Source organism: Pseudomonas viciae (assembly GCF_004786035.1).
In the GTDB taxonomy this organism is placed as follows: Bacteria; Pseudomonadota; Gammaproteobacteria; order Pseudomonadales; family Pseudomonadaceae; genus Aquipseudomonas; species Aquipseudomonas viciae.
The window spans coordinates 279,599-296,481 of the sequence record NZ_CP035088.1 but is presented as its reverse complement, the minus strand read 5'-3'; the positions used below and the strand labels follow the sequence as shown (position 1 = coordinate 296,481).

At 61.6% G+C, this 16,883-nt stretch carries 15 protein-coding genes; 8 read left to right on the top strand and 7 right to left on the bottom strand.

Going from position 1 to position 16,883, the window contains the following annotated elements:
- Nucleotides 1-36 precede the first annotated feature (36 nt).
- A complete protein-coding gene (locus EPZ47_RS01295; RefSeq protein ID WP_135843179.1) occupies nt 37-1,350 on the bottom strand; it encodes an ATP-binding protein in 1,314 nt (437 codons plus the stop codon).
- A 113-nt stretch (nt 1,351-1,463) separates the two neighbouring features.
- Nucleotides 1,464-2,204 carry an osmolarity response regulator transcription factor OmpR gene (ompR, locus tag EPZ47_RS01290; protein WP_003186825.1) on the bottom strand — a complete coding sequence of 247 codons (741 nt, stop codon included), beginning with the start codon at nt 2,202-2,204 and terminating at the stop codon, nt 1,464-1,466.
- Nucleotides 2,205-2,561: 357 nt separating this feature from the next.
- On the opposite strand from ompR, the gene EPZ47_RS01285 reads away from it, so the two are divergent.
- The 7 genes from EPZ47_RS01285 to tauD all read left to right on the top strand — a co-directional run bounded on the left by EPZ47_RS01285 (nt 2,562) and on the right by tauD (nt 10,866).
- Nucleotides 2,562-4,886: a Tex family protein gene (locus EPZ47_RS01285; RefSeq protein ID WP_135843178.1), complete on the top strand. Its 2,325-nt coding sequence runs from the start codon at nt 2,562-2,564 to the stop codon at nt 4,884-4,886.
- Nucleotides 4,886-5,269, top strand: a complete 384-nt coding sequence (locus EPZ47_RS01280) for a PaaI family thioesterase (RefSeq protein WP_135843177.1) — start codon at nt 4,886-4,888, stop codon at nt 5,267-5,269. Before EPZ47_RS01285 ends, EPZ47_RS01280 begins: the two co-directional genes overlap by 1 nt.
- A 271-nt stretch (nt 5,270-5,540) precedes the next feature.
- Entirely contained in the window at nt 5,541-7,124 is a 1,584-nt protein-coding gene (gene gshA / locus EPZ47_RS01270) for a glutamate--cysteine ligase (protein ID WP_135843176.1), read from the top strand.
- Between the two features lie 215 nt (nt 7,125-7,339).
- On the top strand, nt 7,340-8,317 hold the full coding sequence (gene tauA, locus EPZ47_RS01265) for a taurine ABC transporter substrate-binding protein (RefSeq protein WP_135843175.1): 978 nt from the start codon (nt 7,340-7,342) through the stop codon (nt 8,315-8,317).
- A 25-nt stretch (nt 8,318-8,342) separates the two neighbouring features.
- Nucleotides 8,343-9,137, top strand: coding sequence for a taurine ABC transporter ATP-binding subunit (tauB, locus tag EPZ47_RS01260; RefSeq protein ID WP_135843174.1), 795 nt, complete (start codon nt 8,343-8,345; stop codon nt 9,135-9,137).
- On the top strand, nt 9,134-9,973 hold the full coding sequence (gene tauC, locus EPZ47_RS01255) for a taurine ABC transporter permease TauC (RefSeq protein WP_135843173.1): 840 nt from the start codon (nt 9,134-9,136) through the stop codon (nt 9,971-9,973). The genes tauB and tauC overlap by 4 nt, the downstream gene beginning before the upstream one ends.
- 50 nt (nt 9,974-10,023) lie before the next feature.
- Nucleotides 10,024-10,866 (top strand): taurine dioxygenase, encoded by an 843-nt coding sequence (gene tauD / locus EPZ47_RS01250; protein ID WP_135843172.1) that lies wholly within the window; start codon nt 10,024-10,026, stop codon nt 10,864-10,866.
- Nucleotides 10,867-10,922: 56 nt separating this feature from the next.
- Here tauD and mgrA read toward each other — a convergent pair whose 3' ends face one another.
- The 4 genes from mgrA to EPZ47_RS01230 form a co-directional block, all read right to left on the bottom strand.
- Complete coding sequence (mgrA, locus tag EPZ47_RS01245; RefSeq protein ID WP_135843171.1) at nt 10,923-11,960, bottom strand: L-glyceraldehyde 3-phosphate reductase; 1,038 nt, start codon at nt 11,958-11,960, stop codon at nt 10,923-10,925.
- A 65-nt stretch (nt 11,961-12,025) separates the two neighbouring features.
- Entirely contained in the window at nt 12,026-12,427 is a 402-nt protein-coding gene (locus EPZ47_RS01240) for a type II toxin-antitoxin system HicB family antitoxin (protein WP_135847931.1), read from the bottom strand.
- Nucleotides 12,428-12,519: 92 nt separating this feature from the next.
- Nucleotides 12,520-12,702: a type II toxin-antitoxin system HicA family toxin gene (locus tag EPZ47_RS01235; protein WP_135843170.1), complete on the bottom strand. Its 183-nt coding sequence runs from the start codon at nt 12,700-12,702 to the stop codon at nt 12,520-12,522.
- A gap of 129 nt (nt 12,703-12,831) precedes the next feature.
- Nucleotides 12,832-13,722 carry a LysR family transcriptional regulator gene (locus EPZ47_RS01230; RefSeq protein ID WP_135843169.1) on the bottom strand — a complete coding sequence of 297 codons (891 nt, stop codon included), beginning with the start codon at nt 13,720-13,722 and terminating at the stop codon, nt 12,832-12,834.
- A 117-nt stretch (nt 13,723-13,839) separates the two neighbouring features.
- Between EPZ47_RS01230 and EPZ47_RS01225 the strand changes: the two genes are divergently transcribed.
- A complete protein-coding gene (locus EPZ47_RS01225) occupies nt 13,840-14,580 on the top strand; it encodes an SDR family oxidoreductase (RefSeq protein WP_135843168.1) in 741 nt (246 codons plus the stop codon).
- Nucleotides 14,581-14,703: 123 nt separating this feature from the next.
- On the opposite strand, the gene betT is transcribed toward EPZ47_RS01225, so the two are convergent.
- Nucleotides 14,704-16,665 carry a choline transporter BetT gene (betT, locus tag EPZ47_RS01220; protein WP_178084290.1) on the bottom strand — a complete coding sequence of 654 codons (1,962 nt, stop codon included), beginning with the start codon at nt 16,663-16,665 and terminating at the stop codon, nt 14,704-14,706.
- Nucleotides 16,666-16,883 lie beyond the last annotated feature (218 nt).

Here is a 16,883-nt window from a genome sequence, read left to right as displayed (position 1 = left end):
TGGGCTGGCTCCCACAAGTTCTCGGTTAGCCAGTTATCACACCGCATCCCGTGGCAGCAGCAACCCCAACGGCAAGCGCACCCGCGCTTCCAGCCCGCCGCCGACGCGGTTGCGCAGTTCGACGTTGCCGCCGTGCATCGAGGCGATGCGTTTGACGATGGCCAAGCCCAGGCCCGTGCCCTTTCCGCCCCGGGCACGGTCGCCCCGGGTGAAGGGGTTGAAGATGGCTTCCAGCTCCGACGGATCGATGCCAGCGCCACGGTCCATGACACTCAGCACCACATACGGCGCGCTGGTGTCGCCAGAGACATAGGCCGCCACCTCGACGCCGGTGCCGGCGTGATTCAAGGCGTTACCGATCAGGTTGTTCAACAAACGCTTCATCGACACCCGACGCAGCGGGAACGGTTGGATCGGCTCCAGGCGCAGGTGCACCTTTTCGTCGTTCTGGTTATAGGGCGCGACCACTTCGCGCACCAGCTCGCTGAGGTCGACTTCTTCCACCGACTCGTCACGGCCGTCGCGAATGAACGCCAGGAATTGATCAAGAATCGCATCCATGTCTTCGATGTCGCGGACCATTTCGTCGGTCAGGTCGGTGTGCTCGCCCATCAACTCCAGCGACAGCCGCAGCCGGGTCAGCGGTGTGCGCAGATCGTGGGAGACACCAGCGAGCATCAGTTCACGCTCGCGCCCGGCCTGTTCGACGTCTTCGGCCATCTGGTTGAAGGCACGGTAGACCTCGGTCATCTCGCTCGGCGTGTCGCTGATGGGCAGCCGCACGCTGCGACCCTGGCCCAGCTGGCGCGCAGCGTAGACCAGGCGTTTGAGCGGTTGGTTGAGCTGGCTGACGAAGATCCACGCCGAAGCCGTCGACAGCAGGCCGATGGCCAGGAACCAGCCGAGCACGTTCCAGATTTTCTGGCCACGCAGCGGATGAGGGTACAACGGCACTTTCAGCCAGCCGTCCCCCAGACTCGGGGCACGTACCCACAGCGCCGGCGGCGAGTGCATGCGCAGTCGTACCTCGGTATCGGCACCGAGTTCGGCCTGCATCTGTCGTTGATAAATCTCGCTGTAAGGCCAGTGTTGCTCGCCTTCCGGCACACCGGCGCCGACCACCCGGATCAAGGTCGCCGCTTCCGCGATTTTCGCTCGATTGGTTTCATCGGCGGCCCAATAGGCCCGCAGGGTCAAGGCAACGCCGTGGCTGTACTGCCGATCCACCAGCACGTCTTCGTTCATCAGCAGGTAGACCAGCGTCAGTGCCTTGGAAAAGAGCACGACGATCAGCACCAACCAGAGGGTGCGAGAGAAGAAACTCTGGGGGAACCACACGGGGGTTTTCATGAATAACCGCTACACACTTGCAGGAGCGAGCGATGCTCGCACAATGACGGACCGCGAGTCGCCTGGAAGAGGACATTCAACCCACCAGGCCACCCGCTCCTACAAATCGCCGATCACTTGCTGGCGGCGCCATCCGGCACGAATACATAACCCACACCCCAGACGGTCTGGATATACCGCGGCTTGGAAGGATCGGGCTCGATCATCCGGCGCAGACGGGAAATCTGTACGTCGATGGAACGCTCCAGCGCATCCCACTCACGCCCACGGGCCAGGTTCATCAGCTTGTCGCGGGTCAACGGCTGGCGAGCGTTCATCACCAGGGCCTTGAGCACGGCGAATTCACCGGTGGTGAGCATGTGGATCTCATTGCCGCGCTTGAGCTCGCGAGTGGCCAGGGACAGTTCATAGTCGCCGAAGGTCACGCTTTCATCTTCGCTGCCGGGCGCGCCAGGTACCGGAGCCGATTGGCGACGCAGTACCGCCTTGACCCGGGCCATCAGCTCGTCGGGGTTGAACGGCTTGGCCAGGTAGTCGTCGGCGCCCAGTTCGAGACCCTTGATACGGCTCAGCTCGTCGCCCTTGGCGGTCAGCATGATGATCGGAATCTGGTTATTCGCGCCGCGCAGGCGACGGCAAGCGGTCAGGCCGTCTTCGCCAGGCAGCATCAGGTCAAGCACCACGAGGTTGAACACCTCACGGGCCAACAGCCGATCCATTTGCTCGGTATTCGGTACAGTACGGGCACGGTAGCCCTTGCTGACGAAGAAACGCTCCAGCAGGCTGCTCAGCCCCGGGTCATCGTCAACGATAAGAATTTTTTCGCCTTCAGCAGTTTGTGCTGTGCTGCTCATAGGAAGCTCCTTTGATCTCGGCGCGCATTATGGCCTAGCTGCCGTTATACGTACGGTGTGCATTGTTAGCAGATTTTTCTTCTATCTGAACAAATCCGGGTATCGAGCCTACAGACCACGACGCCCCCGGAAGGACGGAACGCTGGTTATAATGCGCGGCCTTTTGTGCCAGGGAATGTCGGATCGTTATCCCGGCATATCGTTTTTTCCCTTGGCCCGGCAGCATTTTTTGAATTTCGCGGGTCAACAGGCAGCCTTTTGACCCAGGCAGCGGCGCACGCCAGGCCGCTCAACCAGTCTCGCCGAGCCCCGTTTGCGCGGTGGCGAGCCTGATTTCACAATTTGTCAGGTGGTTTTATGGACAGCATCAACAGCCGCATTGCCGAGGAACTCGGCGTACGCCCACAACAGGTCGAAGCGGCCGTCGCGCTACTCGATGAAGGCTCCACGGTGCCTTTTATCGCCCGTTACCGGAAAGAAGTCACCGGTAGCCTCGATGACACCCAATTGCGTCATCTGGAAGAGCGCCTGCGCTACCTGCGAGAACTCGACGAACGGCGTATCAGCATCCTGGCCAGCATCCAGGAGCAAGGCAAGCTGACCCCGCAACTTGAGCGCGACATCAAACTGGCCGACACCAAGACCCGCCTTGAAGACTTGTACCTGCCCTACAAGCAAAAGCGTCGCACCAAGGGCCAGATTGCCCTGGAGGCCGGCCTTGGCGAGCTGGCCGACGGCCTGTTCAACGACCCGACCCTGGCCCCGGAAACCGAAGCCGCACGCTTCGTCGACACCGAAAAAGGCGTGGCCGACGTGAAAGCCGCGCTGGAAGGCGCCAAGTACATCCTCATGGAGCGCTTCGCCGAAGACGCCAATCTGCTGGAAAAACTGCGCAGTTACCTCAAGCAGGAAGCCACCCTCAGCGCCCGGGTGATCGCCGGCAAAGAGGAGGAAGGCGCCAAGTTCCGTGATTATTTCGAACACGACGAACCGCTCAAGAGCATGCCGTCCCACCGTGCGCTGGCGATTTTCCGTGGCCGCAACGAAGGCATTCTCAGTTCCGCGCTGAAGGTCGGTGATGAACTGCCAGGCACCATGCACCCATGCGAAGGCATGATCGGCCAGCAATTCGGCATCCAGAACCAGAATCGCGCCGCCGACAAATGGCTGGCCGAAGTGGTGCGCTGGACTTGGAAGGTCAAGCTCTACACTCACCTGGAAACCGACCTGCTGGGCGAGTTGCGCGACAACGCCGAGACCGAGGCGATCAATGTCTTCGCCCACAACCTGCACGACCTGCTGCTGGCCGCACCGGCCGGCCCGCGTGCCACCCTCGGCCTGGACCCGGGCCTGCGCACCGGTTGCAAGGTGGCGGTGGTGGACTCCACCGGCAAGCTGCTGGACCACGCCACGGTCTACCCGCACGTGCCACACAACAAGTGGGACCAGACCCTCGCCGTGCTCGCCGCCCTGTGTGCCAAGCATTCGGTGGACCTGATCGCCATCGGCAACGGCACCGCCAGCCGCGAGACCGACAAGCTGGCCGCCGAGCTGATCAAGAAATACCCGGCCATGAAAATGACTAAGGTCATGGTCTCCGAAGCCGGCGCTTCGGTTTATTCGGCGTCGGAACTGGCCTCCAAGGAGTTCCCGGACCTGGACGTGTCGATCCGTGGCGCGGTGTCCATCGCCCGTCGCCTGCAGGATCCGCTGGCGGAACTGGTGAAGATCGACCCGAAATCCATCGGTGTCGGCCAGTACCAGCACGACGTTTCCCAGTTGAAACTGGCCCGTGGCCTGGACGCCGTGGTGGAGGACTGCGTGAACGCCGTGGGCGTGGACGTGAATACCGCTTCGGTGGCGCTGTTGGCGCGTATCTCGGGCCTCAATGCCACCCTGGCGCAGAACATCGTCACCCACCGCGACGAGCACGGTGCATTCAAGACCCGCGCCGCGTTGAAGAAAGTCCCGCGCCTGGGCGAGAAAACCTTCGAACAGGCCGCCGGTTTCCTACGCGTCATGAACGGTGACAATCCACTGGACTCGTCGGCTGTCCACCCAGAAGCCTATCCGCTGGTGCAACGCATCGCCGCCCAGACCGACCGCGACATCCGTTCGCTGATCGGCGACGCCGCGTTCCTCAAGCGCCTGGATCCGAAAAAATTCACCGACGAAACCTTCGGCCTGCCGACCGTGACCGACATCCTCCAGGAACTGGAGAAGCCGGGCCGAGACCCGCGTCCCGAGTTCAAGACCGCCGAGTTCCAGGACGGCGTCGAAGACCTCAAGGACCTGCAACCGGGCATGATCCTCGAAGGTGTGGTGACCAACGTCACCAACTTCGGCGCCTTCGTCGACATCGGCGTGCATCAGGACGGCCTGGTGCACATCTCAGCGCTGTCGGAGAAGTTCATCAAGGACCCGCGCGAAGCCGTGAAGGCCGGTGATGTGGTGAAAGTGAAGGTCATGGAAGTCGACATCCCGCGCAAACGCGTTGGCCTGTCGATGCGCATGAGCGACACGCCGGGCGAAAAAGTCGACGGTGCCCGTGGGGCTCGTCCGGGCTCGACGCCGCGTCAGTCGCAGAACACCGCGCCGCGCAAGGAAACCGCCACCGCGGCTCCGACGAACAACGCCATGGCCTCGCTGTTCGCCAACGCCAAGCAGCTGAAGAAACGCTGATGGACGCGCCAGCCGGGTTGGTGGAAAGCGCGTTTTTCAAGCTGCTCGGCTGCCGTCTGCAAAGCCTGGGGGACGGGGTGGCGCAAGTCGCCCTGAGCCTTGAGCCGCCGTTGCGCAATCGCGGCGGCAAGCTGCACGGCGGCGCGCTGTTCAGCCTGGTGGACATCGCCATGGGCCTGGCCTGTTCCAGTGTCCACGGCTTTGACCAGCAGAGCGCGACCATCGAATGCAAGATCAACTACATTCGCGCCGTGGCCGACGGCGAAGTGTTGTGCACGGCTCGGGTCATCCACCCGGGCCGACGCACGCTGGTGGTCGAGGCCGAGGTGATGCAAGGCGACAAACTGGTCGCAAAAGCGCAAGGCACGTTCGCTGTCCTATAGCTCCCCGTCATCGATTTGGGGTAATTTCGACCCCACGAATGCGGTGTCGAGACTCCTTGTAGGAGCGGGCTTGCTCGCGAAGGCGGTGTGTCAGGCAACTCCAATGCCGACTGACACACCGCTTTCGCGAGCAAGCCCGCTTCCACAGGGATCAAGGCGATCAGTCCTTGGCCGCACAAAAACCAGGCGAAAACGCCAGTTTTAACTTCACCCTTGTAGACCGTCTTGCCCACCCCCATATTGGGGCGACTGACGCGTGAAGGAATTCAACTTGAGCGACCTTTTAAACCGCCGCCTGGCCCTGCTCGGCGAGCGCGCCAACCTCTCCCTGCTCGAACAGTGCCTGCATGGCATCGAGCGTGAATGCCTGCGCGTCACGGACAATGGGCGCCTGGCCCAGACCCCGCATCCCGAGGCCTTGGGTTCGGCGCTGACCAACGAACAGATCACCACGGACTATTCCGAGTCGTTGCTGGAGTTCATCACCCCGGCCCTGGCCGACCCGGCCGATACCCTGCGCAGCCTCGACAAGATCCACCGGTTTGCCTACAGCAAACTCGGCGACGAGTACCTGTGGAGTCCTTCGATGCCGTGCCCGTTGCCGGAAGAAGAAGACATCCCGATCGCCTACTACGGCACCTCGAACATCGGTCGACTCAAGTACGTCTACCGTAAGGGCCTGGCCCTGCGCTACGGCAAAACCATGCAATGCATCGCCGGCATCCACTACAACTTTTCATTGCCGGAAAAGCTTTGGCCCCTGCTCCGGCAGAACGAAGCTGCCGACGTGAGCGATCGTGACTTCCAGTCGTCGGCCTACATCGCACTGATCCGCAATTTCCGTCGCTACAGCTGGCTGCTGATGTACCTGTTCGGCGCCTCGCCGGCCCTGGACGCCGGTTTCCTGCGGGGCCGCCCGCACCAGTTGGAACAACTGGACCCGGACACCTTGTACCTGCCCTACGCCACCAGCCTGCGCATGAGCGACCTGGGTTACCAGAGCAACGCCCAAGCCGGCCTGACACCGTGCTACAACGACCTGGCGAGCTACACCGACAGCCTGCGCAAAGCGGTGGCAACGCCCTACGCGCCGTACGTCGAAGTCGGCACTCATCAGAACGGTGAGTGGGTGCAGCTCAACACCAACATTCTGCAGATCGAAAACGAGTACTACTCCAACATTCGCCCCAAACGCGTGACCTACACCGGCGAGCGGCCGATCCAGGCCTTGATCGCCCGGGGCATCCAGTACGTCGAAGTGCGTTGCCTGGACATCAACCCGTTCCTGCCGATGGGCATCGACCTCACCGAATCGCGATTCCTCGATGCGTTCCTGCTGTATTGCGGCCTCAACGACAGTCCGCCGCTGGAAAACAATGAATGCAGCAACGCCACGAGCAACTTCCTGACGGTGGTCAAGGAAGGTCGCAAGCCTGGCCTACAATTGCAGCGACAAGGCCAAGCGGTGGACATGCAGGCCTGGGCCATCGAATTACTGGAAAAAATCGCGCCGCTGGCCTCGCTACTCGACCAGAGCCACGGTGGCGACGCCCACCGCCAGGCATTGGACGCGCAACTGGCGAAAGTCCGCGATCCGTCCCTGACGCCGTCCGCCCAAGTGCTCGCCGCCATGGCCGAGCATCAGGAAAGCTTCGCCCAGTTCTCCCTGCGCCAAAGCAAGGCCCACGCCGAATTCTTCCGCGCCGAGCCGTTGCCAGCCCAGGAGCAGACAGCGTTCGAAGACGCCGCCCGGGAATCCCTGGTTCAGCAAACTGAGCTGGAGCAGAACGAGGTGGGGGATTTCGATGTGTTCGTGGGTTCGTATCAGGCGAGCATTCTGGCGATCAGTAACTGACCAAACATTTCCATGGCTCCTGCGTGAAAGTGCAGCTTTTGTGGCGAGGGGATTTATCCCCTCGCCACAAAAGCTCCAGGCAAGCCCTACTTCTGCCCGATGCATAGAATTTTTCGCAAATAAGCTCATTCGAAAAAGTTATTTATTTTTGAATTCTTAGATCATTTAGTCTCCTCGAACGCCGAATCTCCGGCGACCTGTCGAGGAGCTTTCCCATGACGTTGCGTTCCCCCCTTCGCCTTCTCGCGGTCGCCTCCCTGGCCGCCGCGAGCCTTTTTGCCCAGGCGGCCGACCTGACCGTCGCTTACCAGACCACCGTCGACCCGGCCAAAGTCGCCCAGGCCGACGGCGCCTATGAAAAAGCCACCCAAGCCAAAATCGACTGGCGCAAATTCGACAACGGCGCCGACGTCATCACCGCCATCGCCTCGGGCGATGTGCAGATCGGCTACCTCGGTTCCAGTCCGTTGACCGCGGCCATCACCCGCAAGGTCCCGGTGGAAACCTTCCTCATCGCCACCCAGATCGGCGCCGCCGAAGCCCTGGTAGCCCGCGACGGTTCCGGGATCAACTCCCCACAAGACCTGATCGGCAAGAAGATCGCCGTACCTTTCGTGTCCACCGGGCACTACAGCCTGCTCGCCGCGCTGAAGCACTGGAACATCGACCCGTCGAAAGTCACCGTACTCAACCTCGCGCCACCGGCCATCATTGCCGCCTGGAAGCGCGGCGACATCGACGCCACCTACGTCTGGGACCCGGCCCTGGGCGTGGCCAAGGAAAACGGCAAGGTACTGATCAGCTCCGCAGAACTGGCCCAGTTCGGCGCACCGACCTTCGACGCCTGGATCGTGCGCAAGGACTTCGCTCAGAAGCATCCGGAAATTGTCACAGCCTTCGCCAAAGTCACCCTGGATGCCTATGCCCGGTATCGCAAGGACCCACAAGCCTGGCTGGCCGATGCGTCCAATATCGACAAACTGGTGAAACTCTCCGGCGCCAAGGCCAGCGACATCCCGCTGTTGCTGCAAGGCAACGTGTTTCCCCTGGCAGCCGATCAGGTCGTGAGCCTCGGTGCTCCGACCACCAAAGCCATCACCGACACCGCAGCCTTCCTCAAAGAGCAGGGTAAGGTCGAAGCCGTGCTGCCGGACTACGCGCCTTTTGTCAGCGCCAAATACATCACCCAGTGATCGAACAATAGAAGGAGTCACGGCGATGGCTTTGCTACAGCTGGAGCGCATCAGCGCACAGTACCCCGGCGCAGCGGAACCTGTGCTGGCGGATATTTCCCTGACCCTGGGGCCCCGGCAATTGCTGGTTGCCCTCGGCCCGTCCGGCAGTGGCAAGACATCGTTGTTGAACCTGATCGCCGGGTTCGTCGAGCCCAGCGCCGGGCAGATCACCCTCGACGGTGTGCCGATCAAGGGGCCGAGTGCCGAACGCGGCGTAGTGTTCCAGGACGATGCGTTGCTGCCCTGGCAGGACGTGCTGGCCAACGTCGGCTTCGGCCTGGAACTGGCCGGGGTCGCCAAGGAAAAGCGTGAGGCCCGAGCCCGGGAAATGCTCGCCCTGGTGGACCTGGCCGGTTTCGACCAACGCCGCGTCTGGCAGCTCTCCGGCGGCCAGAAGCAGCGTGTGGGCCTGGCCCGGGCGTTGGCAGCCAACCCGCGCGTGCTGCTGATGGACGAGCCCTTCGGCGCGCTGGACGCCTTCACCCGCGAGCAGATGCAGGAACTGTTGCTGCAAGTCTGGCAGCGCACCGCCAAACCGGTGTTTCTCATTACCCATGACATCGAAGAAGCCGTGTTCCTGGCCACCGACCTGATTCTGCTGGCGCCCAACCCGGGGCAAATAGTCGAGCGCCTGAGCCTGGACTTCGGCCAACGCTACGGCGCCGGGGAGTCGGCGCGGTCGATCAAGTCCGACCCGCGCTTTATCGAAACCCGCGAGCACGTACTCGCCAAGGTCTTCTCCCAACGCAGCGCCACTCGACCACAGGAGCGCGCATGAGCAGCTACGAAATTCCAGCGTTGGTCAGTAAGCCCGCGAACAAGCGCCCGGCCATCGGTTCGAGACTGAGCCTGAGTACGCGGTGGATCAGCGGCCTGACCCTGATCGCATTGCTAGCGGTTTGGTGGGCGGTGACCGCCAGCGGGCTGATCGAACCGCTGTTCCTGCCCTCGCCCTCCGCCGTCCTGCAAAAGGGCTGGCTGCTGGCGACCAGCGGCTACATGGACTCCACCCTCTGGCAGCATTTGGCCGCCAGCCTTCAGCGAATCGGCGTGGGCCTGTTGTTCGCCGTGCTAACGGCGGTGCCGGTGGGTATCGCCATCGGCGCCAACCGTGTCGCTCGCGGCGTGCTCGATCCGTTGATCGAGTTCTACCGGCCGATTCCACCGTTGGCGTATCTGCCGTTGATCGTGATCTGGTGCGGCATCGGTGAGCTGTCGAAAGTGCTGCTGATTTACCTGGCGATCTTCGCGCCGATTGCCATCGCCACCGCCACGGGTGTGCGCACCGTCGACCCGGCCAAGTTGCGGGCCGCGCAATCGTTGGGCGCTACGCGGGCCCAGTTGATTCGCCATGTGATCGTGCCCAGTGCCCTGCCGGACATCCTCACCGGCATTCGCATTGGCCTGGGCGTCGGTTGGTCGACCCTGGTGGCCGCCGTGCTGATTGCCGCCACCAGTGGCCTGGGGTTCATGGTGCAGTCAGCCGCGCAGTTCCTGGTCACAGACGTGGTGGTGCTGGGAATCCTGGTGATCGCACTGATCGCCTTCGCCATGGAGATGGGCTTGCGCGCCCTGCAACGCAAACTGGTGCCGTGGCACGGCCAGGCCCATTGAGAGCGAATGACCACGCCGACCATTCGGCGCCCCACTGCGAGAACACGACGATGAGCCGCCCGACCATTACCCCTTTGAGCATCGCCCTTGGTGCGCAGATCAGCGGAATCGACATCAGCCAGCCCCTGTGCCAGGAACATCGCGATGTCATCGAGCAGGCCCTGCTTGAGCATCAGGTGCTGTTCTTTCGCGACCAGCCGATCGACCCCGCGCAGCAAGCGCGTTTCGCCGGGTACTTTGGCGACCTGCACATTCACCCGATCTACCCCAACGTGCCGGAGCAGCCCGAAGTGCTGGTGCTCGATACCGCCGTTACCGATGTTCGCGACAACGCCGTGTGGCACACCGACGTGACCTTTCTCCCGACGCCCGCCCTGGGCGCGGTGCTCAGCGCCAAACTGCTACCGGCGTTCGGTGGCGATACCTTGTGGGCCAGCGGCATCGCGGCCTACGAAGCCTTGTCGGCACCCTTGAAGCGCTTACTGGAAGGCCTGACGGCAACCCACGATTTCACCCGCTCGTTTCCCTTGGAACGCTTTGGCAACACCGCCGAGGACCTGGCGCGCTGGGAACAAGCACGGCGGAAAAACCCACCGCTGTCCCATCCGGTGATCCGCACCCACCCGGTGAGCGGACGTCGCTCGCTGTTCGTCAATGAAGGCTTCACCACGCGCATCAACGAACTGTCGGAAAGCGAAAGCGAGGCGATCCTGAAACTGCTCTTCGCCCACGCCACCCGCCCGGAATTCACCCTGCGCTGGCGCTGGCAGGTCAACGACGTGGCGTTCTGGGACAACCGCGTCACCCAGCATTTCGCCGTGGACGACTATCGCCCGGCCCGGCGCGTGATGCACCGGGCGACGGTATTGGGGGATGTGCCGTTTTTCAGGTAAACAGCTAAGAAATCCCCTCGCCACAAGGTTTTGTGTTCGCCGTATTTGCAGAGGCGTTATTCGGCCGACGAAGGCTTCTCCCAAAGATTGATGCCACCCTCCTGGGCAAACCGATCGATCTGCGCCAGTTCTTCCGCGCTGAAGCTCAGGTTCTGCAACGCCCCGACGTTCTCGATAATCTGCTCAGGCCGGCTGGCGCCGATCAGCGCGCTGGTCACGCGTGGATCGCGCAGGGTCCAGGCCAGGGCCATTTGCGCCAGGCTCTGCCCGCGACGCTGGGCGATTTCATTGAGGGCGCGCACGTGGGCGATGTTCGCCTCCGACAGGTGCGAAGCCTGCAACGAGCCGCCACCGGGGCGGTTGACCCGTGCATCGGCCGGAATGCCCTTGAGGTACTTGTCGGTCAGCAGGCCCTGGGCCAGCGGGGTGAAGGCAATCACACCGGTACCCAGTTCGTCAGTGGCGTCCAGCAGGTCTTTCTCCACCCAGCGGTTGAGCAGGTTGTAGGCCGGCTGGTGGATCAGCAGCGGGACTTTCCACTCTTTGAGCAGCGCGGCCATTTCCCGGGTCTTCACGCCGGAATACGAAGAGATGCCGATGTACAACGCCTTCCCCTGCTGCACGGCGGTGGCCAGCGCACTGGCGGTCTCTTCCAGTGGGGTGTCGGGGTCGAAGCGGTGGGAATAGAAGATATCCACATAGTCCAACCCCAGGCGTTGCAGGCTCTGGTCAAGGCTGGCCAGCACGTATTTGCGCGAGCCACCGCCCTGGCCGTAAGGCCCCGGCCACATGTCCCAACCGGCCTTGCTGGAGATGATCAACTCATCGCGGTACTGCTTGAAGTCTTCGCGCAGCAACCGACCAAAATTGATCTCGGCGCTGCCGTAGGGCGGGCCGTAGTTGTTCGCCAGGTCGAAGTGGTTGATACCCAGGTCAAACGCCGTACGCAGCAAGGCACGCTGCGTGTCGATCGGCGTGCTGTCGCCAAAGTTGTGCCACAACCCCAGCGACAGCGCCGGCAGCACCAACCCGCTGCGACCCACGCGGCGGTAAGGAATGGACTCGTAGCGGTTTTCGGCAGCGGTATAGGTCATCGAAAGACTCTCTGTTCGAGCGACGGATGCGGATGGCAGAAGCTAACACTTCACAGACGCATGGGTCAGGCCGAAAGTTCGCGCAAGGCAGCCGCCGCCAAAAAACCCGAGCGGGAGCTGTAGCGCTGATCACGTCGCACGGTTTGATCAATGCGTTCAAGCAATTGCTCAGGCAGCGTGGCGTTGAACCGCACTGACTTGCCGAAATAGGGCGTGACATCGAACTCAACCACACCCCATATCCCTCCGGCGTAATCCGGATTGTCGAGATGATCGTCAATTTCATGGATCTGCGGCAGCGGCTCGCCGTCGGCTACCAGCCCTTCATAGTGCAACGAGAGCGCTTCCTTCACATTTTCGAATGCCTGGCCCACGGTACTGCCCGCGGAGAAACAACCCGGCACATCCGGGACCGTCACTCCGTATTCGGAATCGGCATCCTTGTGCAGAACGACCGGAAATTTCATTTGGATGAATCCTTCCTTCAGATCCGGCAACCGTAGCAACCGGTCTGATAACAATGCATCCCCATCGGGGATTTCGTCATCGGTCATGAGCCTCATTTCAGGCCCGCCTGTTTCAATATGCTATTAATCGTACCTTTCGGCAGGTCGGCGTCAGGGTGTTTGATCGTCACCCTCCCAGCCTTGAAGGAATGCTTGTACTGATGATGGCTACCCTTGACTGCCACCAGATACCAACCGTCCTCTTCGATCTTCCTGATCATTTCCCGACTTCGCATCACCTGTGCCTTATTCGACAGCTCTGCCGGAAAACTCTAGCTGCGAATGGCGATTCTTATACACACAATACACACCATGAAAAATATTAGCTCAACTTCCCAGCAAATACACCGTCGCAACCCACCGGGTCATCGTGCCTGCGCAAACACCTCAGCCAACCAATCCACAAACACCCGCACCCGTGGCGACAGGTGGCGGTTGTGGGGGTAGAGCACCGAGATCGGCATGGACGGTGGTGGAGTGGCGGTGAGGATTTCCTGGATCAGGCCTTGCTGGATCTGCGTTTCCATCCGGTAATACGGACATTGGATCAGGCCCAGGCCAGCGATGGCCGAGGCGGAGTAGATTTCAGCGCCGAACACTGAGAGCGCGCCGTCGATTGCGACCTCCTTGAGCTCGCCGTCAACCATGAATTCGAACGGATACAGTTTGGCGGTGGTGCGCGAGACGTAGTTCACCGCCCGGTGCCGGCTCAGGTCATCGAGGCTTTTCGGTTCGCCATATTGGCGCAGGTAGGCTGGACTGGCGCAGGTGATCTGCCGCAGGTTGGCGACACGGCGGCCAATCAGCGACGAATCCCCCAGCGTGCCAGCGCGCAACACACAATCGACCCCTTCGGCGATCAGGTCGACAAACCGATCGGCCTCGCTGATGGACAGTTCAATGTCCGGGTAACGCGCCATGAACTGCGGCAGGGCCGGAATCACGAAGTGCCGGGCCAGCGTGCCATGCATGTCTACCCGCAACCGTCCCTTGGGTGCCACGCTGCGAAATGCCAGTTCGGCTTCTTCAAGTTCCGCCAGCAACTGCACGCAACGCGGGTAATACGCCTCGCCATCGAGGGTCGGTCGTACTTTGCGGGTGCTGCGCTCCAGCAAACGTACGCCTAGCCAGGCTTCGAATTGATTAAGGGTATAAGTCAGCGTCGCACGGGGCAGGTTCAGGTCCTCGGCGGCCAGGGTGAAGCTGCTGCGCTCGTAGATGCGCACAAACACCTTCATAGCTTTGACTTGATCCATCTGAGTCCAACGCCCTTATTGTTGGCAATTATTGAACAGTCAAGCCAACTGTCGGGCATTTATCGCCAAGAGTAAACATGTGAATCTGGCTTCACCCACTTCCAAAGGACCTCCCTCATGACGACTCAAACAGCCAAAGTTGCCATCGTAACCGGCGCCTCTCGCGGCATCGGTGCCGAAATCGCCAAGCAACTGGCCAGCGAAGGTTTTGCCGTCGTAATCAACTACGCCAACAGCGCCAGCGAAGCCTCGAAACTGGTGGTGCAATTGCGCCAGGCCGGTCACCAAGCCATAGCGATCAAGGCGGATGTGTCCTCTGCCGTCGATGTCCGGCGGATGTTCGATGAAACCGAAGCGCTACTGGGCAAGGTCGATGTGTTGATCAACAACGCCGGCATCCTCCAGGTCATGCCCCTGGCGCAGCACAGCGACGAGCTGTTCGACCAGACGTTCGCCATTAACACCCGTGGCACCTTCAACACCCTGCGCGAAGCCGCAACGCGCCTGAACGACGGTGGCCGGATCGTGAATTTTTCCAGCAGCACCGTGGGCCTGAACCTGCCCGGCTACTCGGTGTACATCGCCAGTAAAGCCGCGGTGGAATCCCTGACCCAGGTATTCGCCAAGGAACTGCGTGGCCGCCAGATCACTGTCAATGCCGTGGCCCCCGGCCCGGTCGCGACCGAACTGTTCATGCATGGCAAAAGTGAAGAGCAGATCCAGAACTACGCCAAAATGCCGCCCCTGGAACGCCTCGGCCAGCCCCAAGACATCGCCAGCATCATCGCTTTCCTAGTGAGCCCCGCCGCCGGCTGGGTGAACGGGCAGATCCTGCGGGCCAACGGCGGGCTGGTCTGAGGTTTTTTTCCGCGTCGCCAGCCATACCGCCATCGCGAGCAAGCTCGCCACAGGATTAAGTGATGCCTTGCTCGCGATGAGGCCGGCGCAGATGAAAAACGGTGGGCTCTGTTCGAGCCTCGATCAGCGCACCAGATGCAGGAACTGCATGTGCCGCTCGTACTGGTCGAGGATGTCGTTGATGACCTGCTCCTTGGTATAGCCCACCAGGTCGTAATCCTGGCTGCCTTCGCTCAGGTGCACTTCGGCACGGTAGTAACGTCGGTTGTTGAGTTCCTTGGAACCCATGCCACCTCGGGCGAAGGACGGCGTGAAGTAGCCACGCATCTGCACCTGATAGATGAACGGATGCTGCTCGCCGTGGCCGATCTCCAGGCTGACGCTGTCGTTGGCCGGGTCTGGCTGGGTCATCACCGTCAGGCCCTTCTCGGCGAACACCGCCTTCACTTCTTCGATGGCCGGGCGCACCGTGGCGTCGAGGAAACGGTACACCTCGTCGCGGGACGGAAAATGCACCGCCTGGCTCAAGCGCTGGCGCCAGCCGCCCGTGCCCCGGCGTGCACCCGACACCGGTGCCAGGGAGTGCAGTTGCGCGATCTGCTTCTGGGATTCCAGGTAGAACGCCTTGTGCAGGCCCCACATCATCAGCAACAGAATCAGCGAGAACGGCAACGACGTCAGCACCACCGCCGACTTCAAGGCATCGATGCTGCCGGAGAACAGCAACGCGCTGGTCACCAGGGCGGTCATCGCGCCCCAGAACACCCGCAGCCATTTCGGCCCGTCTTCATCGGGGTTGCCGCCCTTGGCCGACAGCGTCGAAAGCACCACGGTGCCGGAGTCGGCGGACGTAACGAAGAACACGAAGCTGATGAACACCGTGACCGCGATGACGGTCTTGCTCCACGGGTAGGTTTCCAGCAACAAGTACAGGCTCATCGATGGGTTTTCCAGGGCCGACATGCCCAGGGCGCTCATGCCGTGGTTCAGCACCTGGTCGATGGCGCTGTTGCCGAAGATCGACATCCACGCCAGGGTGAACCCCAGGGGAATCAGCAACACGCCAAACACGAATTCGCGGATGGTGCGGCCACGGGAAATCCGAGCGATGAACAACCCCACGAACGGCGACCACGCGATCCACCAAGCCCAGTAGAACACCGTCCAACCGCCGAGCCAGTCACTGGGTTTGTTGTAGGCGTACAGATCGAAACTCTTCATCGGCAAGGCGCCAAGGTAATCGCCGATGTTCTGGATCAAGGTGTTGAGCAAATGCTGGGTGGGCCCGGCGAACAACACAAACAGCAGCAGCGCGCAGGCCAGCAACATGTTGATGTCGGACATGACCCGCACGCCCTTGTCGACGCCGGCCACCGCCACGAGAATCGCCGCGCCCATCATCAACACGATCAGGCCGACTTGAATCCATTGGGTGTGGGCGATGCCAAACAGGTAATCGAGCCCGGAGTTGAGGTGCAATACCCCAAAGCCCATATCCGCGCCGAGGCCGAACACGGTGGCGATGATGCCGAAGCCGTCCACCGCATAGCCGATGGGACCGTTGATGCGTTTGCCGATCAGTGGGTACAGCGCCGAACGCAGAGCCAGCGGCAGATTGTGCCGATAGGCAAAATACGCCAGGGCCATGCCGACAAAAGCAAATACCCCCCAGCCGTGCAGGCCCCAGTGCAGAAACAGAATCTGCATGGCCTGGCGCGCCGCGTCCGCGGTACCGGCCTCGCCCTGAGGCGGCTGCACCATGTGGGTCAGCGGCTCGGAGACGCAAAAGAAAAACAGCGTGATGCTGATCCCGGCGGCGAAGAGCATGCCGGCCCAGGACAGGTAACTGAATTCGGGTTCGTCGTGGTCGGCACCGAGCTTGATCTTGCCGTAGCCGGACAAGGCGGTGACCACCACGAAGACCAGATACAGGGTCATCGCCAACATGTAATACCAGCCGACCGTATTGGCCGCCCAGTTCTGCGCCGCCAACAGCCAGGCGCCGGCCTGCTCCGGCACAGCAATAACCACCAGGCCGAATAGCAGAATGAAGGTCGCGGCGAAGTAAAACACCGGCGGATTCATGCGGACCAGGCCGCTGGGTGGAAGAGACGAGGCACTCATGAGCGATGCACCCCGGGAAGCGAAAGAGGGACGGTCGAAAACGGACTCGGCAAAGGCAAGCCTCCTGTTGTGAGCGGGCAGCAAACCGACGGTTTAACTTGAATGAACGTTCAAGTTAAACATGAATAGGCAGCTAAGGACTAATCGCAGGGCTCGACGGCACGTTTCCTACGCGAGCC